At 40.9% G+C, this 21731-nt stretch carries 30 protein-coding genes; 4 read left to right on the top strand and 26 right to left on the bottom strand.

The window, feature by feature from the left end; genetic code table 11:
* Nucleotide 1 precedes the first annotated feature (1 nt).
* From AC2HW8_RS07215 to AC2HW8_RS07105, 23 genes are all read right to left on the bottom strand, one after another.
* Nucleotides 2–1561, bottom strand: a complete 1560-nt coding sequence (locus AC2HW8_RS07215) for a capsid protein (RefSeq protein WP_484327351.1) — start codon at nucleotides 1559–1561, stop codon at nucleotides 2–4.
* Nucleotides 1548–2912 (bottom strand): terminase large subunit domain-containing protein, encoded by a 1365-nt coding sequence (locus tag AC2HW8_RS07210; RefSeq protein ID WP_117951464.1) that lies wholly within the window; start codon nucleotides 2910–2912, stop codon nucleotides 1548–1550. Before AC2HW8_RS07210 ends, AC2HW8_RS07215 begins: the two co-directional genes overlap by 14 nt.
* On the bottom strand, nucleotides 2905–3300 hold the full coding sequence (locus AC2HW8_RS07205; protein ID WP_484327350.1) for a terminase small subunit: 396 nt from the start codon (nucleotides 3298–3300) through the stop codon (nucleotides 2905–2907). The genes AC2HW8_RS07210 and AC2HW8_RS07205 overlap by 8 nt, the downstream gene beginning before the upstream one ends.
* A 155-nt stretch (nucleotides 3301–3455) precedes the next feature.
* Nucleotides 3456–3851 carry a polymorphic toxin type 24 domain-containing protein gene (locus tag AC2HW8_RS07200; protein ID WP_117949256.1) on the bottom strand — a complete coding sequence of 132 codons (396 nt, stop codon included), beginning with the start codon at nucleotides 3849–3851 and terminating at the stop codon, nucleotides 3456–3458.
* Complete coding sequence (locus tag AC2HW8_RS07195; protein ID WP_303667673.1) at nucleotides 3851–4474, bottom strand: DUF4417 domain-containing protein; 624 nt, start codon at nucleotides 4472–4474, stop codon at nucleotides 3851–3853. The genes AC2HW8_RS07200 and AC2HW8_RS07195 overlap by 1 nt, the downstream gene beginning before the upstream one ends.
* 154 nt (nucleotides 4475–4628) lie before the next feature.
* Complete coding sequence (locus tag AC2HW8_RS07190) at nucleotides 4629–5039, bottom strand: DUF1492 domain-containing protein (RefSeq protein WP_303667674.1); 411 nt, start codon at nucleotides 5037–5039, stop codon at nucleotides 4629–4631.
* Nucleotides 5036–5260 (bottom strand): hypothetical protein, encoded by a 225-nt coding sequence (locus AC2HW8_RS07185; protein WP_484311682.1) that lies wholly within the window; start codon nucleotides 5258–5260, stop codon nucleotides 5036–5038. The genes AC2HW8_RS07190 and AC2HW8_RS07185 overlap by 4 nt, the downstream gene beginning before the upstream one ends.
* Nucleotides 5247–5672: a hypothetical protein gene (locus tag AC2HW8_RS07180; protein ID WP_484311684.1), complete on the bottom strand. Its 426-nt coding sequence runs from the start codon at nucleotides 5670–5672 to the stop codon at nucleotides 5247–5249. Before AC2HW8_RS07180 ends, AC2HW8_RS07185 begins: the two co-directional genes overlap by 14 nt.
* Nucleotides 5673–5677: 5 nt before the next feature.
* On the bottom strand, nucleotides 5678–6154 hold the full coding sequence (locus tag AC2HW8_RS07175) for a hypothetical protein (protein ID WP_484311686.1): 477 nt from the start codon (nucleotides 6152–6154) through the stop codon (nucleotides 5678–5680).
* 173 nt (nucleotides 6155–6327) lie between these two features.
* The gene (locus AC2HW8_RS07170; RefSeq protein ID WP_484311688.1) at nucleotides 6328–6690 is read right to left on the bottom strand and encodes a hypothetical protein; all 363 of its coding nucleotides are present in this window, start codon (nucleotides 6688–6690) and stop codon (nucleotides 6328–6330) included.
* Nucleotides 6668–6886, bottom strand: a complete 219-nt coding sequence (locus AC2HW8_RS07165; RefSeq protein ID WP_484311690.1) for a hypothetical protein — start codon at nucleotides 6884–6886, stop codon at nucleotides 6668–6670. The genes AC2HW8_RS07170 and AC2HW8_RS07165 overlap by 23 nt, the downstream gene beginning before the upstream one ends.
* Nucleotides 6883–7275 carry a RusA family crossover junction endodeoxyribonuclease gene (locus AC2HW8_RS07160; protein WP_484311713.1) on the bottom strand — a complete coding sequence of 131 codons (393 nt, stop codon included), beginning with the start codon at nucleotides 7273–7275 and terminating at the stop codon, nucleotides 6883–6885. Before AC2HW8_RS07160 ends, AC2HW8_RS07165 begins: the two co-directional genes overlap by 4 nt.
* Nucleotides 7265–7513 carry a hypothetical protein gene (locus AC2HW8_RS07155; RefSeq protein ID WP_101028762.1) on the bottom strand — a complete coding sequence of 83 codons (249 nt, stop codon included), beginning with the start codon at nucleotides 7511–7513 and terminating at the stop codon, nucleotides 7265–7267. Before AC2HW8_RS07155 ends, AC2HW8_RS07160 begins: the two co-directional genes overlap by 11 nt.
* 299 nt (nucleotides 7514–7812) lie before the next feature.
* Nucleotides 7813–10032, bottom strand: a complete 2220-nt coding sequence (locus tag AC2HW8_RS07150) for an AAA family ATPase (RefSeq protein ID WP_484327349.1) — start codon at nucleotides 10030–10032, stop codon at nucleotides 7813–7815.
* A complete protein-coding gene (locus tag AC2HW8_RS07145) occupies nucleotides 10019–11629 on the bottom strand; it encodes a DEAD/DEAH box helicase (protein ID WP_484327348.1) in 1611 nt (536 codons plus the stop codon). The genes AC2HW8_RS07150 and AC2HW8_RS07145 overlap by 14 nt, the downstream gene beginning before the upstream one ends.
* Entirely contained in the window at nucleotides 11629–12180 is a 552-nt protein-coding gene (locus tag AC2HW8_RS07140; RefSeq protein WP_484327347.1) for a DUF669 domain-containing protein, read from the bottom strand. The genes AC2HW8_RS07145 and AC2HW8_RS07140 overlap by 1 nt, the downstream gene beginning before the upstream one ends.
* Nucleotides 12181–12200: 20 nt before the next feature.
* The gene (locus tag AC2HW8_RS07135; RefSeq protein WP_484327346.1) at nucleotides 12201–13301 is read right to left on the bottom strand and encodes an AAA family ATPase; all 1101 of its coding nucleotides are present in this window, start codon (nucleotides 13299–13301) and stop codon (nucleotides 12201–12203) included.
* Complete coding sequence (locus tag AC2HW8_RS07130) at nucleotides 13301–13564, bottom strand: hypothetical protein (protein ID WP_484327345.1); 264 nt, start codon at nucleotides 13562–13564, stop codon at nucleotides 13301–13303. The genes AC2HW8_RS07135 and AC2HW8_RS07130 overlap by 1 nt, the downstream gene beginning before the upstream one ends.
* A gap of 2 nt (nucleotides 13565–13566) precedes the next feature.
* A complete protein-coding gene (locus AC2HW8_RS07125; protein WP_484327344.1) occupies nucleotides 13567–14856 on the bottom strand; it encodes an AAA family ATPase in 1290 nt (429 codons plus the stop codon).
* A 46-nt stretch (nucleotides 14857–14902) separates the two neighbouring features.
* Entirely contained in the window at nucleotides 14903–15364 is a 462-nt protein-coding gene (locus AC2HW8_RS07120) for a hypothetical protein (RefSeq protein WP_484327343.1), read from the bottom strand.
* The gene (locus tag AC2HW8_RS07115) at nucleotides 15361–15597 is read right to left on the bottom strand and encodes a hypothetical protein (RefSeq protein WP_484327342.1); all 237 of its coding nucleotides are present in this window, start codon (nucleotides 15595–15597) and stop codon (nucleotides 15361–15363) included. The genes AC2HW8_RS07120 and AC2HW8_RS07115 overlap by 4 nt, the downstream gene beginning before the upstream one ends.
* Nucleotides 15598–15600: 3 nt before the next feature.
* Nucleotides 15601–15840, bottom strand: a complete 240-nt coding sequence (locus AC2HW8_RS07110) for a hypothetical protein (RefSeq protein WP_117882356.1) — start codon at nucleotides 15838–15840, stop codon at nucleotides 15601–15603.
* A gap of 12 nt (nucleotides 15841–15852) precedes the next feature.
* Complete coding sequence (locus AC2HW8_RS07105) at nucleotides 15853–16044, bottom strand: hypothetical protein (protein WP_015522728.1); 192 nt, start codon at nucleotides 16042–16044, stop codon at nucleotides 15853–15855.
* Nucleotides 16045–16122: 78 nt separating this feature from the next.
* Between AC2HW8_RS07105 and AC2HW8_RS07100 the strand changes: the two genes are divergently transcribed.
* The gene (locus AC2HW8_RS07100) at nucleotides 16123–16641 is read left to right on the top strand and encodes a hypothetical protein (RefSeq protein WP_306526384.1); all 519 of its coding nucleotides are present in this window, start codon (nucleotides 16123–16125) and stop codon (nucleotides 16639–16641) included.
* Between the two features lie 84 nt (nucleotides 16642–16725).
* Here the strand turns inward: AC2HW8_RS07100 and AC2HW8_RS07095 are convergent, their stop codons facing one another.
* The 3 genes from AC2HW8_RS07095 to AC2HW8_RS07085 all read right to left on the bottom strand — a co-directional run bounded on the left by AC2HW8_RS07095 (nucleotide 16726) and on the right by AC2HW8_RS07085 (nucleotide 17881).
* Nucleotides 16726–16899 (bottom strand): hypothetical protein, encoded by a 174-nt coding sequence (locus tag AC2HW8_RS07095; protein ID WP_302602356.1) that lies wholly within the window; start codon nucleotides 16897–16899, stop codon nucleotides 16726–16728.
* A 445-nt stretch (nucleotides 16900–17344) separates the two neighbouring features.
* On the bottom strand, nucleotides 17345–17632 hold the full coding sequence (locus AC2HW8_RS07090) for a hypothetical protein (protein WP_169923237.1): 288 nt from the start codon (nucleotides 17630–17632) through the stop codon (nucleotides 17345–17347).
* Nucleotides 17633–17662: 30 nt separating this feature from the next.
* Nucleotides 17663–17881 (bottom strand): helix-turn-helix domain-containing protein, encoded by a 219-nt coding sequence (locus tag AC2HW8_RS07085; protein ID WP_117967752.1) that lies wholly within the window; start codon nucleotides 17879–17881, stop codon nucleotides 17663–17665.
* Between the two features lie 422 nt (nucleotides 17882–18303).
* Between AC2HW8_RS07085 and AC2HW8_RS07080 the strand changes: the two genes are divergently transcribed.
* From AC2HW8_RS07080 to AC2HW8_RS07070, 3 genes are all read left to right on the top strand, one after another.
* Complete coding sequence (locus tag AC2HW8_RS07080; protein WP_303667693.1) at nucleotides 18304–18936, top strand: LexA family protein; 633 nt, start codon at nucleotides 18304–18306, stop codon at nucleotides 18934–18936.
* Between the two features lie 176 nt (nucleotides 18937–19112).
* Nucleotides 19113–20333, top strand: a complete 1221-nt coding sequence (locus AC2HW8_RS07075; protein WP_484327341.1) for a Fic family protein — start codon at nucleotides 19113–19115, stop codon at nucleotides 20331–20333.
* Between the two features lie 165 nt (nucleotides 20334–20498).
* Nucleotides 20499–21536, top strand: coding sequence for a tyrosine-type recombinase/integrase (locus AC2HW8_RS07070; RefSeq protein WP_298178071.1), 1038 nt, complete (start codon nucleotides 20499–20501; stop codon nucleotides 21534–21536).
* The last annotated feature ends 195 nt before the right edge of the window (nucleotides 21537–21731 follow it).

The raw sequence follows: 21731 nt of genomic DNA, 5'->3' as shown, positions 1-21731 counted from the left end.
CTCATTTGCTGTCATCGTCCTGATTTGTGATATCTTCGGGTTTATCGGGTTCATTGCCCGTGTCGGTAAGGTCAACATCATCAAATGGAGAAGTTTCTTCCTCGCCTGCAATACCCTGTTCCTCTTTAATTCTCTGCACCTCTTCGGCTTTCCAATCCTCTGACTTGCTGTCGCCGTAAAGCTCGTCAACCGAGGTTTCAACTGACATCAAACCACCCTGTCTTGCTTTTGACACGGTTTCAACCTGACTTTCGAAGCTCGGATTTGCATATTCGCCGAAGTTTACGGATACTTCCAAGCCCTCAACAATACCATTGCCGTTAAGTTCACCGTCTGCATTGAGTACAACTGCAACAAGGCTTTGAAGTACGTTCTGCGTAATCTTTACAAGGTTCTGCCTTGTGTAAAGGGTTGTCTTTTCCTTTTCACGCTGAGCGTCTGCATTATCAAGCTTCTTCGTGTCAATGCCGAGAGTTGACGGCGATATAATGCCCTGTAAGCAGAGGTCGAGGGCAGTAATGTATGAACTCAAATAGCTTTCGTGCTGAATCTGCGGACTTTCGGTGTAAATCCTGTTGCCGTTGCCGTTTTCAGACATATCGTTGCCCACGGTGATAAATCGGTTGTCAAACGGATTTGGCGATATCGGCTGACAGGTTTCGGGATTTCTCGGAACAAGGCAATCAGGCACATACTGCTTTGTTCGGCAGGCTCTGAGTGCGTCCATCCACTGTGACCACACTTCATCAAGGCTGTCGAAAGCGTCTGTTTTTATGCCGATAATGCCCGCACCTCTGCCCTTGTGGCACGATTTGCCGTAAAGGACAGGTACAGCCCACATATATGATTCGTCAAATGTAACGCCCTTTGAATCAATCCATGAAAGAGCGTCAACCGTGTGCAGGTCAATCTCTTTGCCGTTGTCATCATACAAAGCATAGTGAATATAGCCGTAACCGTATGTTTCTTCAAAGCGGTAACGGCGGTGTTTTTGCGTGTAATCGGTGTAAAACTTAACCTCTCGGATTCTGCCACGCACATATGTAAAGTCGATGTTTTCGGCAGGATACCATTCAACAATCGGAACATCTGATACAGCCGTGTCAAAGCTGACCTTAAAAGCACCGTCACCAACAACACATAGGTCACGGAGCATTTGCTTAACCGTGTCGGACAATTTGTTCTGCTTTTCAATATCTTCCCAACGCTCTGCATAAGCGGTTGAATTTTTACTTGTAACATCTGTGCCGTTGTAGTCGGCAATTACGATATTCACAAGCGTTTCGCAGATGAGTGCCGGCAGGCCCGTGTGTATTTTACGAATTTCAAGCCCCTTTGTGCTTTTTGCCGCCCAAAACATAGTTTTGTTTGTATCAATCTGCCTGTACAGCTCCGCAAGCTGTCTGCTGTTGCCCCAATACCAAATGCGATTGATAAAGCACTCGGTCAGATGATTGCTTGTTTCGGTGACGGTAATTGTTTTGTCGCTTGCAGGAGTAATCTGCAAAAAGTTTTTAATTCCCGATCTGATAGATTCAGCCATTCTGTTAATCAGCCCCATTTATTTCACTTCCAATAATATTTTTAAACGGCAGCCACGCATATTGACCGCTGTTAATGCAATGGTCGTGACCGTCCTCAGGTGTGTTGTCTTTATCCTCTCGCCAGCTGTAAATTTCAAACTCGGCAATCGTGTTTTTACAATGTTCAAGCACAAAATAACAGTCGGTGGCAAGCCAGCCGAGTACAAGATTGATTCGGTCGATAATCTTCGTTTTCTTCCATGCATTTGCAAAGTCATAGACACAGCCGTGCTGTCGCTTATACTTTTGAAATTCGGTAATAGTCGCTTGGTCGGCGCTGTCAATAAAAGCCGTGCGTGCAAAGCCCCATTCATCACGGTTGCGGTCAAGAAAATCAATAAAATTCTTCACCGTGTCACTCGGGGCAATAGGCGTTTGCATTTCAGCGTTGTTATAAACTCTTTCATCAAGCTGAACACACTTGCCGTGATTGGTAATGCCGTAAAATGTCATTGCGATAGTGTCAGGCGACTTTTGCGAATAGGCGGTATCAAGACCTGCGGTGAACTGAACAAAGTGTTCCGACTTGCGGTTACAGTTCAAAAACTTTTCTGCCCACTCTTTTGATTTGATGTGTCTTGTCCTCTCAAAATTCGGGAACACAAGTCCTGTTGCTCTGCCACGCAAACCTAAGATTTTATTTTTATAGAGCTTTGTACCTTTCGGTGCAGAGTTCTTTTTCTTTTCAATCTGTTCGGGTGTAAGACTTAAATTATCGGCAAAAGAAAAGAACCAATACCGCCAATTCGGTACAGGTTCTTCGGTAAGCTCCGCCGTAATCTCGGGAGGAACATCGTTTTCATATTTTTTAAAAGGACGGGAGCGGTTGACAAACTCCTTATACACAGGCAGGCTCGGATCATCGGGATTCAGCGTTGCAAGCATATAGTCATTACGGGTTGACATCTCTCGGATAAACTCGATATCGGCGGTGTTGATTTCGTCAATATAAACGCACCCAAACTGCGCACCGAGAACCATTTCCCACTTATCCCGACTGCTGTAACCGAGAATATAGATAATTTTGTCCTCAAACTTGATATGCGGCAGCTTGTAGTCCTTGTCGCCGTTGCCGCAATAGACAGCGTTGCGGTGCAAGTCAAGAATACCGTTGTCCTGCTGAATTATAGTTTCCTCAGCCTTGCCCGTAGTTTTGGCGGCAATTGCGTGAAGCTTCTTCGGCGACTGCGACACCATTCGCATAAACTTAACGCCTGCTCCGACGGTAGTTTTGCCGGACGCTGTAGTTCCTTCAAGAAATTCAGCCGACACATTTGTTGTGTTGATAAAGTCGATATACTTTTGTGACAACGGGAATTTGTTACTCACTCAGTCCCTCACCACCCAACTGTCTGAACACATCTGATAGCTTTTCGGACTGCTCAACCTTTGCGTCAACCTTAACGGTGTATTCACCCGTCATCTTGTTGAGCGTGTCAATCGCCCTTATTCTGTCGGAGGTGTCCTGCCCGTCATTCCTTGCAATGTCGGACAAAGCAACCTGTCTGTCCTTTGCACTCATAATGCGCTCATCTTTGAGCCTGTCTGACAGCTGTTTGATGTACTCTGCAACTCTCACATTTTCTAACAATTTGCAGGCATTGGCATTTGCGTAATTCTCGGAATATCCCGCCATAATGGCACTCTGAACGGTGTTACCGCTCTGCGCATAATATTCCGCAAACTTCCTCTGTCTTGCATTTAATTTGTCTTTCACGGTATCACCGCCCTTTCTAAAAATAAGCAAAAGAAAAGACAGCACATTTCTGTACTGTCTTTAAACACAGGTTTCCGGAGTTGCACCGGAATCTGTAAAAACTGTTTTCCTATTTAAACTATCCCCTGCGTTTATAATATTATATCAATAAATTTTTAAATATTCAAGTGTTTTCTTTTTCTTTCCCATTTATTCAATAATGCACTTACATATTTCTGTTCTTTATCAGTCAATTGACGATCTCCAATTTCATTATGTTCATAACCCAAATGGGTATGTGGCATCATTCCATTATGAGGTCTACCTTTAACGTCAATTTGTTTTATTCTTTCGCCGTAGTTGTCATAAAAAGTAACACTTTTGATGTTGCTCTGTTTGTCAAGAGTAGCATACACTCTATTTTTTGTCATAGTTTCCATAGGAGCTTTTATCGAAGTATTACCATTCATATGAATTACTTTTATTTCACCAAATTGAGCAACTGTGTGATATTCTGTACCGTACTTCTTTCCCTTATCACTTATACCGCTTGAAGAGCCTCTTCCGCCCATTATTTTGACCTCCTGAATTTTTCCTGAAACGATTTGATGTTGATGATGTTTCCCATACATTCTTCGGGGACTCTGCCGTAGAAGATAATTGTTTCAGGCTGTAAGCGTTCAATCATTTCTTTGTAACCTTTCAAAAACAGTTCTTTTGATTCCGTACGGTTCTGCGTTCCGACACTTGATACGGCAACCGTACCACCCAAAGGCTCGCCGTCAAAACACCATTCAAAACTTTTTTCGTCGCTCCAACAAATTGTAGGTATTACCTCAATGCCGTAGAGTTGTAAATATGCACCTATCCAATGCTTGCGATAGTGGTTATAAATCTGCAACGCTGTCGGATAATCAGTGTAAAGACTGAAATCAGGCGATAATACACAACTGAATTTTTGTAGACTCTCAATATACCTGTCGGGTGTATTCCATAATCTTTGGAACTGGTAATCGTCCAAAAAGAAATGCACACCGCAGTTGTTCTGCTTACTGCTCAAAACTTCATTAAATCCGATAAAGTTGTTTTCTGTAATTTTTGTAGGCTCAATAATCGGGATGTCATATTCTCCTGCACCCTGAAAAATCGCTCTTGTGCTATTTTCGTAACCTGTACCGCATTTGTCTTTATACATCAATTTCACCTCACAACACAAAACCGCCCTCAAACGAGAGCGGTCTGTGCGATTTTTATCTTAGGAGAGTTTTACATATGTACTGTTTGTCAAACTTTCATAATACCATTATACGCAGGGTAAGGGTGACATTCAATGACATTTCAAAATAATTTTACGAGAAATTGAACTTTTTTCGGAACGCCTGTAACGCTTCGCCGTGCAATCTCAGGGTATGCCTTACGCTCATTTCCATACTCTCGGCAATATCCTCCCACCTCTGACAATTTATGTAATACTCGGTCAAAATTGCAATGTAACGGTAATCGTCAAGTGCGTTGATTTTACTGCGGATTTCAGTTTTCAACCGCACAAGATTGTCAATTTCCCGATTGATTTCAGCCTGAAGGTCTGCAATCCTGTCAACAATCCGCATAGGGTCATTCACTCCCGATGTCTTAACAGGCTCATTCTGCTTAACCGATACCTGTGCAATATTCAGCCTAAGTTTTGACAGCTCGTGTTCCTTCGTTCTGATCAGCTTATCCGAAACCCTGACCGAATATAAATAATCTTTAACCGTCAATCCACTTCACGCTCCTCCTCGTCAAGCATACCAAGTTCCTGCGCCAACGCAACAACAGCGGTTACAATCAAACGCAAATCCTTACCTTTGATGTTACACATATTAAAGCAAACATCGTCCTCATCGTTATCAAGTTTACCAAAATCAATAACAAGTCCCTTTGTGATCGTCTTGCTTTCATTGTTATCGTAATTAACGGTAATGTTTTTAATATCTTTCATTTTCTTCTACCTCACTTTCAAGCCAATGTTTTGTGCAGTCAATACAACTGCCATTGAATCGCTTTTCCATAGGGCAACCGAAATATGGAGTTCCATACGGGCAACCAAAAAAACTCATACAACTCCGAGCCATTTCGTCAATTGACATCTGTTTGATTTTTTCAAAGTTTGTCATTCTTAACTTTTCATAGCAACTGATTCTCTGGATGTGCGATACTCTGAATGCAGTATTTTTAACCACTTTATTATTTACATCAGTGCAAAAATAAAAATTAACTGGTATTGATAAATTAGGGTTGTTTTCAAAGGCTTTTTCACCCGTCTTATGTAAAGTGCCCTCAATTACAGTGTTATCCAAAAGAGTAATTGTCACACATTTGCCTAAATACCTTTCAAGTTCATTTCTTGTCATTGCTTTCACTCCTTATCCATTTTTGCACCACAATAGGGGCAGTATGGATATAACTGGCTATCCTTAGAATCTAAGAATAAATAATTATTGCATTCTGAGCAATGACATTCAGTGTACCCTAAAGCATTTACAGTCGATACCCACTTTCCGTGTTTAACTTCTTGAACATCTTCTGTTATCTGATTATCAAAGTCTTGTAATGTAACAATTTCACCGACATTTTCATCTCGTTCTTCATATCCTTTCATATTTGCGAGATGAGTGTTAATATCCTTGAGTTTTGATAAGATAGCCTCCGCTGTTGATTCTGTATTTTCCGCTGTCGGCTTTTCCTCATATTCTTGTTTTGTACAGCTTACAGCGTGATATCCGCTAAGTCCAAGTATATGACAAATGTTTTCAGGTCTTATACATCCAGAACTTTCTACATAGCTCTCTATTTCATTTGTTTCATTGTTAATCAATTTGTAATAATATTTCATTCTATATCACTCCTTATCTCAACATACTTCGACAATGAAAATATATATGCTTTTTGTAAATTTTTGCTTCGCAAGGTTTGCCGATAACTTTGGGAGGTCTTGGTAAAACTTCGTCATCTTCACAATAATATTCATCGATGGCATAAAAATCATAATATTTACCAAGGGCTGTTTCATTCATTTCCCGTGACCCTTTCTTCGTCTCCTTCAAAATTAACAACTTTTCCGTTGTCTGTGTAATCTCTGCGGTCAAATTCAAGTTTCAACTTGTCGATGACAACCCTGTCAATATGCTCCCAAAACACTTCGTCAGTGTCGGAGTGTTCAATTATTTCGGTCATAGACTTTAGTGCCTTTGCACATCTGTCACGACCAAATCCGAAATCCTTATGCAAAGCATACAGCATTGTTTTAAATACTCTGCGTGTGATGTCCTTGTTTTCTTTTTCTCGGATCTGCTCGTATGCGTTTTTGGCAATCCGTTCAGCTTCCTGTTTGAGCTGTTTCGGGATTTTAGGCGGTATTCTCGCTTTCATCGTTTGCTCTCCTTTCGTCAATCTTATCAAGTGCAGTTACAATCAACGAGCTTTTGGCTTTGGTGTCCATAAGCTCTGCCTGATAGTAAAACCGACCCGTTGTATTCCGTCTGATGATACAGCCTTTCAGAATGTATTCTGCTCCATTGTACAGCACGGTTCTTTCAAGGTTGCGTTTAACTTCCGAGATATTCACAGCATTTCCACCTTGATGTAAATACCCGAAACCTCTGCCCAAAACTTTTCACATATCTCACTTGCAACAAGTGCGTCATCAGACCAAAAGCCGATAGCGGTCATACAGTCTTTTAGCATTTTTTGCAGATTGTCCGTGTCAGGTTTTGTTATACGATATTCGCCGTCCTGATGTTTACCACGAGGAAAGCACCACTTTGTTATCAGTCTGACACCCGACTTGTACGGGTCTGACGGTTTAAACTTTGCTAAATGTGACATGAGCTTTTCTCTTGCCTGTTTCACCTCGGGCGGATTGTAAAAAACAGGTTTGCCGTTTTTTACCATAACTTTATGTTCCTGTGCCGTTACGGTCGGCGGTATCATCGGCATAAAAAATTCAGTCTTCATTTTCTTCAAAATAATCAACTCCATACCACAACTTTAATTTCGGGTCGTAAACTATGTATCCGTTAGCTACTAACTTATCCAACACATAGTCAATCAACGCCGGTCGTTTAGAAATCCAGTCCATTACCTGATCGTTTTTGTAACTGTAACTTTTATTTGGAAGTTTTCGCCTCAAAGGTGGCATTCCCTTAGCGATTTTCAATCTTTTATCTTTTGAAGTCGATTTGCATTTTGCCATTTTTTGCCATTCCTTTCTTAACTTTAAAATTTTGCTTTTAGTCACAGGTCAGGGGAAGGAGTTGTTGTGCGTAAGCTTCGCACAACTACTTCACCCCTGTGACCTTAGGGAACGGAAATACTCCTATATATATAGAATATATATATAGGTTTTTTCTTTCCCTCGGAAAATCTCGAGAAAAAAGTCATTTTCCGTCATTTTCGGAAAGAGAATTTCTCGGGAAATTTTCCCTATTTTCCTTCACGGAAAGGGAAATTCTCGATAAAATTTTCTTTCCAAATTTGACAAAAAAGGAAAATTTATTCGACTTTTTCCTTTTCCCTCAATCCTGTTTTACCGCCGTCAATCCAAAATCCGCCGTGTTCTTTTAGTCGATTTCGGACTGTTTTTTCGGTAACTCCAAGATATGTAGCAATGTCATTTATATCTGCCTGACCGTTATTTTCTTCTGCAGTAAACGCTGTCATAATAGATTCTGAGCGTTCTTTTTTGCGTTCCGATTCACTTTTTTTCTTGCTGAAATTCTTTTTGTAGGGTGAGCCTTTGATGTTAAAATCGCCCTCAAAATTACAGTCCTTCAACACACCTGTTGCGTCCGATTTGTGAATCGGATAATCAAACCAAAGGTTAAGTGCATCAAATGCCGGAAACTCTCGCAGAGTACCCTCTATTCTCCACGCTGACATCCCTTTTACGGTTTTTTCGGCACGGGCAACATCTGACATCATCAGCTTAAAAGACTGTTCAGGAAGCGTTTTGCGTGCGATGTCAATCATATTATTTGACATTACCAAATCGTCCTGCGAACACACTTCACTGATTTTGTTGAAGCGACCTATCCATTCTTTGCAGATTTTACAGGTTCTTTCATCCTTTTGCTGTTTCATCAAATCATCGCTGATTTCAAGCCTTGTAAGGTCAAGGAGTGCATCGGGGTCACGAGCGAAAACACCCGAGCCCGAAACTCTGTCCATTGACTTTTTACCGCCCTGAGCACCTTTTGAATGGTGGTGACAGTAGATTACCGCACATCCGATTTCTGTACATACCTTGTCAAACTGGTTGCAGAAATGTGCCATTTGGTCCGCACTGTTCTCATCGCCTGTAATAACCTTGTATATCGGGTCAATTACTACGGCTATAAAGTTGCCTTTCAGTGCTCTGCGAATGAGCATAGGGGCTAACTTGTCCATAGGCACAGACTTACCACGCAAGTTCCAAATATCAATTCTGTTTAAGTTTTTTGGTTCAAGTCCCAATGCTTCATATACATCCTTGAATCTGTGAAAACAGGACGCACGATCAAGCTCAAGATTCACATACAAGACATTGCCCTGCGCACACTTAAAGCCGAACCATTCTGTTCCCTCGGCAATTGCAATACACAATTCGATAAGACCAAATGACTTACCTGCTTTTGAGGGTCCGCCGAGGAGCATTTTATGTCCCTGTCGCAATACTCCCTCAATCAGAGGCGGAGCAAGTTCAGGAGGATTTTCAAAAAAATCTGCAAGGTTGTCAAGATCAGGTAAGTCATCGTTGATACTTTCCACCCAGTCTTTCCACTCGGCAAAGTCTGATTTACCGATGTTTGTGTCAATGATAAACTGCTTTTTGCCGTTGCGGATAACACCGGGCATACGGCTCAGCCTTGACGGATTGCGGTTCTGCTTGTCGATTTCAAAGCCGTTTTTATGGCATACATTGTAGAGATAATCAACCCTTTTACGATACTCGTCATAGTTTGCGGCATCAATCTTAACAATAGCATGGACTGATTTTCCGCCCGAATAAACAAGCACCGCAACAGGCAGCTCAAGCTCTCTGATGATTGCATTTTGTTCTTCAAGAGCCATACAGTCAGATTCCACCAGAGCGTAACGATAATCGGTTACATTCTCGTTTTTAACACCCTTACCGTCCAACGGATTAAACCTTATCCACGCACCTGCCTCGGGTTTGTAATCACCGAATACATTTGATATATCACCGTCACAATTGTTGAGGGCGGCAATAAGCTCACCTGCCGTACGGTCACAACTGCCCTTTGTAGGCAGATATTTAACCTTGCCGTTATCGTTTTTCTCCCAAGTTTCGGTTACATAGCCGACATTTTCGGAGCTGTCAAAGAGGGTTTCAAGGTAGGTTACAATTTCATTCACAGGATTCCAGTTTGCAGGCTCGTGAAACTTTACACCCTCACAGGCTGTTACTCCGATATCGCCCTGTTCAAAAGCAATTTCATCATTCCAGCCGAGTTCTTTCGATTCACGAAAAGTCATCCCCCTGTCTTTTGCCATTTGGACTATCGTGCCTGCTGTGACAGGTGAGGCAGAGCCGTTAAAGCTCTGCCATTTCTTTTCACACTCACCGTTGTGATATCGGCTGTCTGCTCTGCTCCAATCGTCCCAGTCCTTTACGCTGTATCCCTCTTGTTTGAGTGCCATTCCGACATTTACCCAGTCTTGGTAGTCAAGCTCTGACGGACTGATGTATTCAAGTGCATTAAGTAAGTCCAACCGTATTCACCTCGCTTTGCGGTACATATGTTTTCGGGTTAATGTTTTTCGGAGTTCTCCAACCGTTTGCGGCAATCCTTGAAATCAAGGCTGACGCTTCGTCAAACTGCCATTTGCCCACGTGCTGAAAACCTCTGCTTTCAAGCATACGGATTTGTTTAGGTGTGGTTAAGCCCTCAATTCTTCGCTTTTCGAGCCTGTCAAGAATAAGTTTTGCTTTGCCGGCACTCTGAATTTCATCGGGGAATATTCCGAGCTTTTCAAGTTTTGCTTTCTGTTTGTCTGTAGGCGGAGAACACTCCCAGCCGAATGCTGGAACATATCCTGCAAGGTCCTGCGCCTGAATTGACATTTCGTACTGCAACGGATCTACAAGTTTGCGTTTGCGTGTTCGCATTTCCGCAAGCTGATTTGCAAGCGCTTCTTCACGCTGAGCCACAACATCTTCGCTTGCTTTTTCCTCTGCTTCTTCAATATCAATCGGACATCCTGCCTGTTCCGATAAGTTTTCGGTCATCTTTTGTGCGACTTCTTCATTGTCACAAATGAGATGTGCAGGTCTGCAAAGTTCGTGTCTTTCGGTGTGCCACAAAAAGTCGAGCAGCAAAAGCTCCGTCTTGTTTGGAGCAAGTCTTGTACCTCTGCCGACCATTTGGCAGTAAAGCCCACGCACCTTTGTAGGTCTTAAAACGACAACGCAGTCAACACTTGGGCAGTCCCAACCCTCGGTTAAAAGCATTGAGTTGCACAGCACGTTGTACTTATCATTTTCAAAATCCTGCAATACTTCCGCTCTGTCTTCGCTGTTACCGTTGACCTCTGCCGCTTTAAAGCCTTTTTCGTTCAAAATGTCTTTAAATTTCTGCGATGTTTTTACAAGTGGTAAAAACACAACAGTTTTACGGTTCTTACAGTATTTTTTCATTTCTTCGGCAATCTGATAAAGATACGGATCAAGTGCCGTGTCAATATCACTTGCTTTAAAATCTCCTGCCTGTGTGGCAACTCCCGAAAGGTCAAGTGTAAGCGGTATTGTCACAGCTTTAATCGGTGACAGATACCCCTCTTTGATAGCCTTAGGGAGTGTGTATTCATACGCAAGCGAATCAAATACTGCTCCTAAATTTTTCATATCTCCTCGGTCGGGTGTTGCGGTAACACCCAACACTTTTGCATTGTCAAAATGCTCAAGCACACGCTGATAGCTGTCGCTGATTGAGTGATGTGCTTCATCAATAATGATTGTGTCGAAATAATCGCTGTCAAAGTTTGACAGTCTTTTCTCACGCATAAGCGTCTGTACAGAGCCTACAACAACCCTGTTCCACGAACCTATGCAACTTTGCTCGGCTTTTTCAACCGACGAATTAAGTCCTGTTGCTTTTTGGATTTTGTCTGCCGCTTGGTCGAGCAATTCTCCACGGTGGGCAAGTATCAGCACCCTGTCACCTCGACGGACACATTCTTCGGTGATTTTTGCAAAAACTATCGTCTTGCCACAGCCTGTAGGCAAGACAAGTAATGTTTTTAAATTGCCGCTTTCCCACTCGGAGAAAACGGCATTCTTTGCTTCATTCTGGTACGTTCGAAGTTGCATTAAAAGCTACCCGGTGTCCAGTTATTCGGCATCGCAGTATTTGGCGTTGCAGGCTGTGTGTTATACTGCGGCGGATATGTAGGCTGTATATACTGCTGAGGTGCAGACTGTGCTACGGCAGGCGATATCGTTGTCACCTGCTCATCGTAGGCATAAAAATACTTGATGTCATTTGTTACGCCCTCTGTACCGTCATTCTTGACATATTTGCGTATGATAACCTGACATTTACCTTTCTTGCCGATAATGCCTGTCCAGTCCATACGGAGCGGTTCGCCGTGCTTTTTCATTGACACGGACAAAAAGAGCTGTGACAGCTTCCATTCAAGCGAGGAGTGCAGTACGAAATTAACTGTAATTTCTCGCTTGTCATCTGCTCCCCACACATCAAAAGTCACCTTTGCCATATTGCATGGTGGCAGTTTACCTTTACCCTGTGAGCGAGCACGCTCAACCTTTGCTACTGTAAAATCATAATCGCCCTCGGGGAGCGGTTCGTAATTTCCGCCCTCTTCGGTTATTTCGTCGTTCCAACCAAATTCTCTATCCATTTATACATCTTCCTTTCTTATTAAAACGGTAAGTCACGGTTGCTCTGTATCACTTCGAATACCTTATTCCACGCTCCCACAAGGCAACCGCTAATAAATCGTGGGTCATAGTTTGTGATTGGTGTATCGTAAGGGTAGTGTCCCTGTGTAAACACCGCCTGTCTGATTTCGCTTTCATCAACACCGTTAGCTCTCATAAGGTCGGCAAGAGCTTTTGGTATGCCCTCGGGAATATTGACAGATTTATCATTCTGTATCTGAGGTGTTGACAGCGGAACAGGCTCGGGAACTTTTTCAATCTGCGTAGGTTGTGGCACAGGCTGTGTCGCAGGCTCTGCCTTAGGAGGCTGAGGTATCGGATTTTGCGGAACAGGAGCGTTATTTACAGGTGCAACATCATTAAAAATATGAGCAATGCCTGCGTAGCTAAAATCCATTTCTTCGGGCAGTCCGTGACGGTTCTTTGCGTCCCAACAAGGGTGATGAAGCGTGTACATCACTCTCCCTCCGCCCTGTGCCTTGTACTTTCTGCCGTCTTTGTCGGTCGCTACCGCTACTGTTTTATAATTTGCAAAAAGCACCATATCCGCCCATTCTTTTACAAGCGGAGAAATCTGTGAAGCAGTCTTTTTGCCGAGTTTTAGCTCCCAACGGTCATACTCGCCGATTTCATCAGGCTGTGAAAACTTGCGGAGCTGTGCATGTGCGGTAAGCACAACATTGATACCTCTGTCAATCAAATCTTCAAGGCTGTTCAAAAATCTGCCGAACTCCTCTTTTTCGTAAACATATCCGTTTCCGTAACCGAAATCTTCAATACCTTTTTTGCCGTACTTTGAGCAAATATCATCAATACAAAGCTGTTCTGCCCAGTCGATTGTATCAATAACAACCGTCTTGCATACAGTCGGATTGCTTTTGATATATTCAAGCTGACTCTTTAGCATGGTCCACGATGTTGGCTTATCCATTCTCGCAACATCAAGATTTTTTGTGCTGCCCTCCGTGTCGATAAACAGAGGATTCGGAAACTGCGAAGCAAATGTTGATTTGCCGATACCCTCGGGACCGTAAATTACAACCTTTTGAGCCGACTTGATTTTACCTTTCGTGATGTTCATTATCTCACCCCCTGTACATCTGAAAAATTGATTTTATTGCCGTCAACATCAATGACAACATAGTCGATTGCGTAGTTGAGCAGTTCGTTTGTCAAATCCTGTATTGACTTGCCTGTCATACCTGCAATCAAAACAATTCTTGAATAGTTTTCAGGCATAATCTTGACCTTGGTATAACCGCAGGCAAGCTCTCTGTGCGGATTGCATTTGATTACACATTCATTTGTTTTTGCTGTTGTTTTAGCTGTAGTTCTTGTAGCCATAATTAAAACTCTCCTTCTGTCCAAGTCGGTGTTGTAACAGGTGTGGTTGTTTCGGACTTAATATAGCCGTCCTCGATGATTATTGAACATTCATCGCCGTTTGAAACTCTTGTTGCAATAGCCTGCAATCCCTCTGATTCAAGCCATTTTGCAAAATCTTTGAGTGTGTCGGTATCCATTTGTTCGAGCTTGTCAAGCAGGACAAATCCGCATTCAGGATTGAGCTTGCGAACAATTGCCGTAGCGACACGAAGCTGTTCCGAACCGCTCATGTTGTCCCACTTAAAACCGTTATATGTAAGCTCGCCTTTTTCAACCGATAAGCCGTCAAGGGGCAAATTTGCGTTGTTGAGCAAGTCATATTTTGTTTTGCGGATTTCTTCAAGCTGTGCCGTCATATCGGCGTACTTGCCGTAATATTCCTTTGCGTCCTCATCAGCTTTTGCTTTATCGAGGTTGGCTCTGACTTTGCGGTTAATTTCGTCAATCTCGGTAATGTTCCTTTCAAGCTCTGCCGTGCTTTCATCGTGCAGTTCGGCAACGGTCTTTCTGCTCTGTTCAAGCTGTGCAAGCACTTTTGTAAGCTCAGAATTGTATTTTCTCAAATCCTCGTTAAGCCTGTTGATTTCGCTCTGCAAATTGTTGGCACGGCTTTCAAGGTTATCTTTTTCTGCTCTCAGGCGGTTATTTTCACCGTTGCGTGCAAGAATTTCCTGCTGTTTGTTGATAAGTTCCGAGGCTGACACAGGTTCATTCGGCACGCCTTCGTATTCGGGCATTTCGGCGGCAAACTTTTTCTTTTGGTCTGCAATCTGACCGATAGCACGGCGTTCGTTATACACCTGTGTTTCCTGCGTTTCAAGCTCGTAAACTCTGTTGCCTACACCGATAATCTGCAAAAGCGTGTCAGCCTTTTCCTTGCCGGTTGCATTCATAAATTTCGGCAGGTCAAGAGCAAAGTTACTGACAAATGCGTCAAGCAAAGCCTGTCCGCCTTTGTTGCCTGCGGTGTCAATTACTTTAAGACTGCTGTTCTTACCGCTACGCTCCACAACAATACCGTTTGAGAGCTTGATTTTAAGATGTGGCGGAATCGTTGAACCCTCACGGTACGGAGCAGACGGAGCGAAACGATTACCGCCGAGAGCCCACGCAATTGCGTCAAGAACAGATGTCTTGCCCTGTCCGTTTTTACCGCCCAACACGGTAAGTCCGTTTTCGGTCGGTTCATAAGCAACCGCCTTTACTCTCTTAACATTTTCAATTTCAAAAGCTGATATTTTTACTGACATATTAAAGTCCTCCTTGACAATTCGCTTAAAATTGTCTATCATTTAATTAAGGTATTTTTCTTTGTCCGTTGAGGCTTTGCAGAGCTTCAGCGGATTTTTCTTTTTTTAACCCATAAGCGTATTCGCAAATCAGTGGGTTATATTTGCCCTTGTGATACGATTTAAAACACGCAGATCTTGAACTAATAGCATAAGTCCAATTAAGTTCCGAACAATCGCAATGCGGCAGATACCCACACATCACCATTGCCTGTTTAAACTGGTTGTTCGTCAGATAAATGCCTGTCATACGCTCAAAACAATGTTTAAGGGCATAACTACTTGTACGCTTATTTACAGTTTTTGTAGGGGTAATACACCACTCAATCCATATTTTAGTTATAACCTGGACAGCTTCGGGTTCATCAGTCAGCAGTTCATTATCAACAAAACCACTTGGGTGAACTGTATGAGTAATCCAACCTTTTTCATCGTCAAACACCAAAAATGGATCTTCTCTGTAGTTCATTTCTTCACCCCCACACATTCAAAACCGAAGGATTCGGTTTCAGGCGTTTCAAGGGCTTTGAGCTTGCACTTTAGCTCTCGGTTCTCGTGACGATAACCGCTTGACGCTGTTTTTTCGAGTGCAAGGTCCGTTCTTGCGTTTCTCAGTTCAATGCTGAGATGTCTGTTCTCTGCTCTGAGGTTTTCCACATCTTTGAGCAGCTTTCTTTTTGTCGGGTAATTTCTTAACCGCATTTGTTACACTCCTTTCAACGGGTTTGAACCGAGAATATAATTGAGAAACGGTATTCTCGGAATACGGATAGATGTGCCGACTACAATTACATTGAATCCCAATTTTTCGGGTTCGTCCTTTGCCTGTTCACGCAAGTTTTGCGGAGCAACTCCAATAGCCTTTGCGGCATCTTCCGAGAGCAGATAGACATCACTGCTATCCATAATTTCTTTGATTTTTTTGTTCATCTGAACTGTGTCCATATGTACACCTCCTTAATTTTCGTTGGTAATTTTGTCTGAAACGATTTCGACTGATTCAACATCAGCAACGCTGAGAGCCAGTTTGAGCAGTACAACCTCGCCGACCGTTCGTGTTATTTGATAGCTTGTAACATACGGAATTTCTGTTCCGTCAATTTCAAGAAGGAACCTGTCCTTTGTGTCAATAAGTTTAAGTTTTGCCATTTTCTCACCTGCTTTTCGATATTTTATTGCTTTACACGACCTTAAATGTTATGATTAACTATGAAAGGGGGCGTAAATATGAATGATATTTTATCGTGGTTGACTTTAATAATATCCGCAGTTTCAACCTTATGCACTTTGGTTCTGTCTTGGATATTATTTAAAAAGGAACAGAACAAAACCTATCTGAAAGAACGATATGAATTAGTGATTTTCCCCATATTCAACCTGCTTGAAGAACATTTGTACAAAAAGGAAATTACTTTTGAAATTAAACAAGCCGTTGAAAAATGCGAAGATATTATTGCCGATAATAAACTTATCGCTGGCGGAAAACTCAGCTATGTATTTTCTCTTCCATTAGATAAAATTAACTTTCAAAGCATTTCAAAATTAGTCGACAAAGAATATGACGATTGTTGTTCTGCTTTAGGAATTCCTTTAAGACCGTTAGATAAAAAGATGTATACATACAAAACACGAAACATAAAAGTTTTGATATTAGGAATTACTAAATATTCAATGCCATTTATTGCAATTTCACTATTATCAGCAATTTTGATTGCATTATTTGAATACTTCTTTCTTAACGGATAACTCCTGCTTTGATAAGCATTGCTATAATCAGCAGAAGTAAGCTAATTGCGTTGAGAATAAACACTACAAATATTAAAAACTTGTTCAATTTTCATTCTCCTTTGCCCACTTAATCAGATCCATAATTTGAGCGTCGTGCTTATCAAGGTAGCTGTCTATTGTTTTATACAAATGGGCGGCTACTATTTTTATTGCTAATACTGCTGAAACAAAAGCTGTGCAAAGCATTAGCAGTCCTAAAATTATTATTACTTCCATCTTTCTTCACCTCTTTTCAGCTAAGTCCGTTTAATAGGACTGTGATTGTGGTATTATTGATTGTGTTGCAAATATCTTTTGCGAATGTTATAATCGAGCAAAGGAGCTGATTATATGTGGGTAATAATTAGTGGTATTTTAGGCATTGCAGGCTTTTTAATATCTTTAATAAACCTGATTAACTATTTTGTTTCGCACAAAGTGAATTTGGAAATCACAATGCTTGAATACGCATACAAATTAGGCGTGCAGGGAAAGAAAAGACTTTTCATTCATTATAAACTTAACAATAAATCGCAACTGCCTATTTCTGTTACCGACATTCAATTAGTTCTGAACGGCATAGAGTACACCGAAGATTACAACACCCACGAAGTTAATTCTTATCATCACAAGGCAAAAGGTGTTGATGAGTATGTTCCTACATACAATGAACATCTGCCTATCAATCTTGAGTGCCTACATTCTCATTCGGGTTACCTCGTTTTTGTAATTCCTGAAGATAATTCTCCAAATCTCGATAAAGGTCTGACTTTTCAAATTCGCACCAATCGGAATAAGGAAGTACAAAAGAAAGTGTCATTGAATGAGGTGGTAACGCTCCGCTCCACTCTACCTTATCAAAAGTATAAAAATCTTTTTCTAAAGGATAAGGCGGAACATAAGGTGCACTGACAGTCTTGTTGACTGTTGGTGCTTTTTCTATGTTGAATAAATTATTAAAAAATCCCATTTTCTCACCCCCTTAATATAATAGTTGCATTTATGCGACAAACTGACTAAAAAAAATAGCCTGTGCCTCATCACCTGTTAATCCGAGAATTTGTGTGATAGCGTCTGCCTGCTTAATGGTAAAATCCTCACCACCGTTAGAAAGTTTACGATACATCGTACTTTTGTCGATACCGATACTTTCAGCAACCTTTTCAGGGGTTAATCTTTTCTCCTTGATAGCCCCTTTCAGCTTATCAACATTAGTCAATTTTATCACCTCCAGTTTTTATTGTGTTGCATTTCTGCGACAACTATATGATACCACCCTTGTAAGTTATTGTCAATATATTTTTCGCATTTTTGCAAAATTATTTTTATTTTTTCAAAAAGTAGTTGCATTTTTGCAACCGTTATGTTATAATACTGTACAGTAAAGGAACGGTGGCGGCTGTTTCGACTCCCTTGAGAAAGGGGGTGATTGCGTGGAATACATAGCTGTGATAGTAATTTTCACATTTTTTATTGTGTTCACCATAAAGAAATAACCGCCCTGTACTGCAATACAAGACGGTTATAAAAAATAATTAGTTTTTGAATAGCGGAACAGCTAAAGCCGTTCCCTTACTACCATTATAATACAACTTATTTTGCATTATGTCAATAACAATATATTGAAAAAAGGTGTTACTTATGACAATCGGCGAACGCATTAAAAAATTGCGAGAAGAAAAAAATATAACTGTTGATAAACTTGCCGAGCTGATAGGAAAGAACAGAGCTACAATATACAGATATGAAAGCAGCGAGATTGAAAAGTTACCAACAAGCGTATTAGAACCGCTTTGTAAAGCTTTAGGAACTACTCCTGCGTATATTATGGGTTGGGACGATAAAACACCGGAACAAGCAACCCCCCTTCCGCAAACAAATGTATTTATGCGACCGGTATATGACAGCATTTCGGCAGGGTTCGGAGTGATAGCTCAGGATGTGCCTGTTGACTATATGCCTACATACATCACCTGCCCCTCAGAACAGGATAAATATATATGGATAAATGTTCACGGTGATTCTATGAGCCCTCTGATTGATGACGGCAGTAAAATTCTTATTAAAAAGCAAACTTCCGTTGACAGCGGTCAGATTGCCGCAGTCCTCGTTGACGATGAAGAGGCTGTTGTTAAAAAGGTCCTTTACAACGATAACACCGTTGAGTTGCATTCAGTCAACCCCTACTATCCCCCACGAGTGTTCAAAAATAACGACGTCACCCGTGTTCAAATCCTCGGTCTTGTAAAAGAAGTCAGTAAATCGTTACAGTGAGAAAAGCTGTTTTACTGTAACAGTTAAATTTGTAAAAATATATTGATTTTGTGAATTTGTCGGTGTATAATTATATTCAATTCGTAAAAACAGCCTATTTTTACGAATTGCTTTTCTGATATATGCGTATAATTGTTAAATTACGGCATATAATACTTATTGGAGAGGTGATACATTTGGGGTATAAATCTTTAGATAAGCTGTTTTATTCTGACAAAGAAAATTATGAAAAAATTTACAACGAAAGGTATAAAAGCGAATACGCAGTACACTTAGATTTTCTGATACACGATAACCCTGCTTTTTTTGTGATGATACCCGAATTTATAACGAAAATTCGTGACATTTATAAAACCGATAAGCAAATCAAAGCTTTAAGGGATTCATTACCCGAAAAAGCAATTGACCATTTCGCTATCAGATGTTTGGTTGATGAAATTGTAAAGACAAATGATATTGAAGGTGTTTACAGCTCAAGAAGAGAAATTAACAGTGTCTTGTCAGAACTGGAAACAAAGAGCCATGGGAAGCGTTTTATGGGGCTTGTGCAAAAATATCTTATGTTGCAAAAAAATGAAACTATGTCCTTTGACACCTGCGAAGATATCCGCAACCTGTACAATGATTTAGTATATTTTGAAATCGAAGAAGATAACCCGTCTGATTTGCCTGACGGTAAAATCTTCAGAAAAGATTCAACAAGCGTCCTCAGTGCAACGCAAAAAGAACTTCACAGAGGAGTTAATCCCGAAGAAAAAATTATAGAGTGTATGAATAAAGCGTTGGCAATACTTAATGACAAAAGCATTGAGTGTGTTTTCAGAATATCAATTTTTCATTACCTCTTTGGTTACATTCATCCTTTCTATGACGGCAACGGAAGAACATCCCGTTTCATCAGCAGTTACTTGTTGTCAAAAGAATTTGAATCAATTATCGGTTACAGAATGTCTTATTCTATTAAAGAGAACATAAACGATTACTACAAGGCATTCAAGGTGTGTAATGACCCGAAAAACAAGGGAGATTTAACTCCTTTTATAATTATGTTTACCGATATTATTGATGATTCGTTGCACAAGTTGGTGTACGCTTTGGAGAAAAGATTAGAGCAACTGACACATTACGGAAAGTGCATTATCTTTCTGCCTAAAGGCGCCGACGAAAAATATAGTAATCTGTATTTTTTGCTTATTCAGGCAAGTTTGTTTTCCGAAAGCGGAATAAGCACAAAGGAACTAATGGATGTTATGAAATTAAGCAGAAGTACAGTTACAAACAGGTTAAACACCCTGTCCGATTACGGTTTAATAATCAAAAAAACTTTAGGCAATATCCGTTGCTACAGTCTCGACATAGATAAAATAGATACAATAATGGAAGAGATAAATAAATAAAAAAAACCGCCCTGACCTGTTGGCGCAAGTCGGAGCGGAAACCACCACACAGGGTGCAGTGATACTACTAAAAGCAATAATATTGTATCACACTCCCCTGAATTTTTCAAGTTTTGAATATCAGGGGATTTTTGCACCCTTTTTTAAGCAAAAGGAGTGTATAAAATGAAACTGCCTAACGGCTACGGCTCTGTTTATAAGCTGAGCGGAAACAGGCGCAATCCGTGGGTTGCCTGCGTGACAATAGGATACAACAAAGAAACACGCAATCAGGAACGCAGAGTTATAGGCTACTTTCCCAACAAGCCGAAAGCTCTGAACGCTCTTGCTGATTACAATCAAAACCCGTTTGATGTTGATTCGGCAAGACGCACTTTTTCAGAAATTTATGAACTTTGGTACAAGGAGTTCATCACCGAAGACACAAATCCGAACACCAAAAGACAGTATAATGCGGCATACAAACAATGCTCAATGTTATACAATCGCAAGATGTCCGATATAAAAATCATTGATATGCAACGAGTTCTCGACAACTGCAACAACGGTTATCAATCGGTTAGGCGAATTAAAATTCTGTTGAACAAAATCTACGAATACTGCATATTTCACGATATGCTCCATAACAATCTTGCAGAAAAATTGAAAATCAATGCAAAGTCAGATGAAACAAAACGAGCACGCAGGGAGTTTTCGGAAAGCGAAATAAATCTTTTGTGGGAATATTCAAATCTTGATTCGGTAAAAATAGTGCTTATGCTGATTTATTCGGGAGTGCGTGTGTCTGAACTTCTCAATCTGAAAATTTCAAATGTAAACCTTGACGAACAGACTTTCTTTGTTGAAAGTTCAAAGACCGATTCAGGTGTACGAACCGTGCCTATAGCAGATAAAGTACTGCCGTTTTGGCAGAAATTCATCTGCGATTCTCAATGTGGATATGTTCTGAATAACACCAATGGCAAGCCGCTGAAATACGATAACTTTAAACGCAACCACTGGACACCTCTGCAAAACGATTTAGGTTTAGACCACACCATACACGAAACAAGACATACCTGCATTTCAATGCTTGTATCGGCAAATGTGAACCACACAATCATCAAAAAAATAGTCGGTCACAAGTCGAAAATGGACTTGACCGAAAAGGTTTACACCCACATAAACCCAAAAGAATTGGTGAACGCAATCAACAAAATATAGTCTTATATTATCCTGAATTGTTCATAATTATGTTCCGTAGCTTACATATAGCTAACAAAATCCCCTATTTTCCCCATTCCTATCCCCCTTGCAAGTTACCTGCACCATAGCTTTTTACCCCGGTAAATACGATATTTACTGGGGTTTTGCTATACTTAAATCACTCTAAAACACGGAAAAATACATATCGTAGCT

Source organism: Ruminococcoides sp. (assembly GCF_057037865.1).
This window is presented reverse-complemented; position numbering and strand designations above follow the sequence as displayed.

Excerpts from the sequence above, each read along its gene's own strand:
- AC2HW8_RS07215 (WP_484327351.1), bottom strand. The coding sequence starts at position 1,561 with ATGGGGCTGATTAACAGAATGGCTGAATCTATCAGATCGGGAATTAAA.
- AC2HW8_RS07200 (WP_117949256.1), bottom strand. The coding sequence starts at position 3,851 with ATGGGCGGAAGAGGCTCTTCAAGCGGTATAAGTGATAAGGGAAAGAAG.
- AC2HW8_RS07195 (WP_303667673.1), bottom strand. The coding sequence starts at position 4,474 with ATGTATAAAGACAAATGCGGTACAGGTTACGAAAATAGCACAAGAGCG.
- AC2HW8_RS07185 (WP_484311682.1), bottom strand. The coding sequence starts at position 5,260 with ATGAAAGATATTAAAAACATTACCGTTAATTACGATAACAATGAAAGC.
- AC2HW8_RS07180 (WP_484311684.1), bottom strand. The coding sequence starts at position 5,672 with ATGACAAGAAATGAACTTGAAAGGTATTTAGGCAAATGTGTGACAATT.
- AC2HW8_RS07175 (WP_484311686.1), bottom strand. The coding sequence starts at position 6,154 with ATGAAATATTATTACAAATTGATTAACAATGAAACAAATGAAATAGAG.
- AC2HW8_RS07170 (WP_484311688.1), bottom strand. The coding sequence starts at position 6,690 with ATGAAAGCGAGAATACCGCCTAAAATCCCGAAACAGCTCAAACAGGAA.
- AC2HW8_RS07160 (WP_484311713.1), bottom strand. The coding sequence starts at position 7,275 with ATGAAGACTGAATTTTTTATGCCGATGATACCGCCGACCGTAACGGCA.
- AC2HW8_RS07155 (WP_101028762.1), bottom strand. The coding sequence starts at position 7,513 with ATGGCAAAATGCAAATCGACTTCAAAAGATAAAAGATTGAAAATCGCT.
- AC2HW8_RS07145 (WP_484327348.1), bottom strand. The coding sequence starts at position 11,629 with ATGCAACTTCGAACGTACCAGAATGAAGCAAAGAATGCCGTTTTCTCC.
- AC2HW8_RS07140 (WP_484327347.1), bottom strand. The coding sequence starts at position 12,180 with ATGGATAGAGAATTTGGTTGGAACGACGAAATAACCGAAGAGGGCGGA.
- AC2HW8_RS07135 (WP_484327346.1), bottom strand. The coding sequence starts at position 13,301 with ATGAACATCACGAAAGGTAAAATCAAGTCGGCTCAAAAGGTTGTAATT.
- AC2HW8_RS07130 (WP_484327345.1), bottom strand. The coding sequence starts at position 13,564 with ATGGCTACAAGAACTACAGCTAAAACAACAGCAAAAACAAATGAATGT.
- AC2HW8_RS07125 (WP_484327344.1), bottom strand. The coding sequence starts at position 14,856 with ATGTCAGTAAAAATATCAGCTTTTGAAATTGAAAATGTTAAGAGAGTA.
- AC2HW8_RS07120 (WP_484327343.1), bottom strand. The coding sequence starts at position 15,364 with ATGAACTACAGAGAAGATCCATTTTTGGTGTTTGACGATGAAAAAGGT.
- AC2HW8_RS07115 (WP_484327342.1), bottom strand. The coding sequence starts at position 15,597 with ATGCGGTTAAGAAATTACCCGACAAAAAGAAAGCTGCTCAAAGATGTG.
- AC2HW8_RS07110 (WP_117882356.1), bottom strand. The coding sequence starts at position 15,840 with ATGGACACAGTTCAGATGAACAAAAAAATCAAAGAAATTATGGATAGC.
- AC2HW8_RS07105 (WP_015522728.1), bottom strand. The coding sequence starts at position 16,044 with ATGGCAAAACTTAAACTTATTGACACAAAGGACAGGTTCCTTCTTGAA.
- AC2HW8_RS07100 (WP_306526384.1), top strand. The coding sequence starts at position 16,123 with ATGAATGATATTTTATCGTGGTTGACTTTAATAATATCCGCAGTTTCA.
- AC2HW8_RS07095 (WP_302602356.1), bottom strand. The coding sequence starts at position 16,899 with ATGGAAGTAATAATAATTTTAGGACTGCTAATGCTTTGCACAGCTTTT.
- AC2HW8_RS07090 (WP_169923237.1), bottom strand. The coding sequence starts at position 17,632 with ATGGGATTTTTTAATAATTTATTCAACATAGAAAAAGCACCAACAGTC.
- AC2HW8_RS07080 (WP_303667693.1), top strand. The coding sequence starts at position 18,304 with ATGACAATCGGCGAACGCATTAAAAAATTGCGAGAAGAAAAAAATATA.
- AC2HW8_RS07070 (WP_298178071.1), top strand. The coding sequence starts at position 20,499 with ATGAAACTGCCTAACGGCTACGGCTCTGTTTATAAGCTGAGCGGAAAC.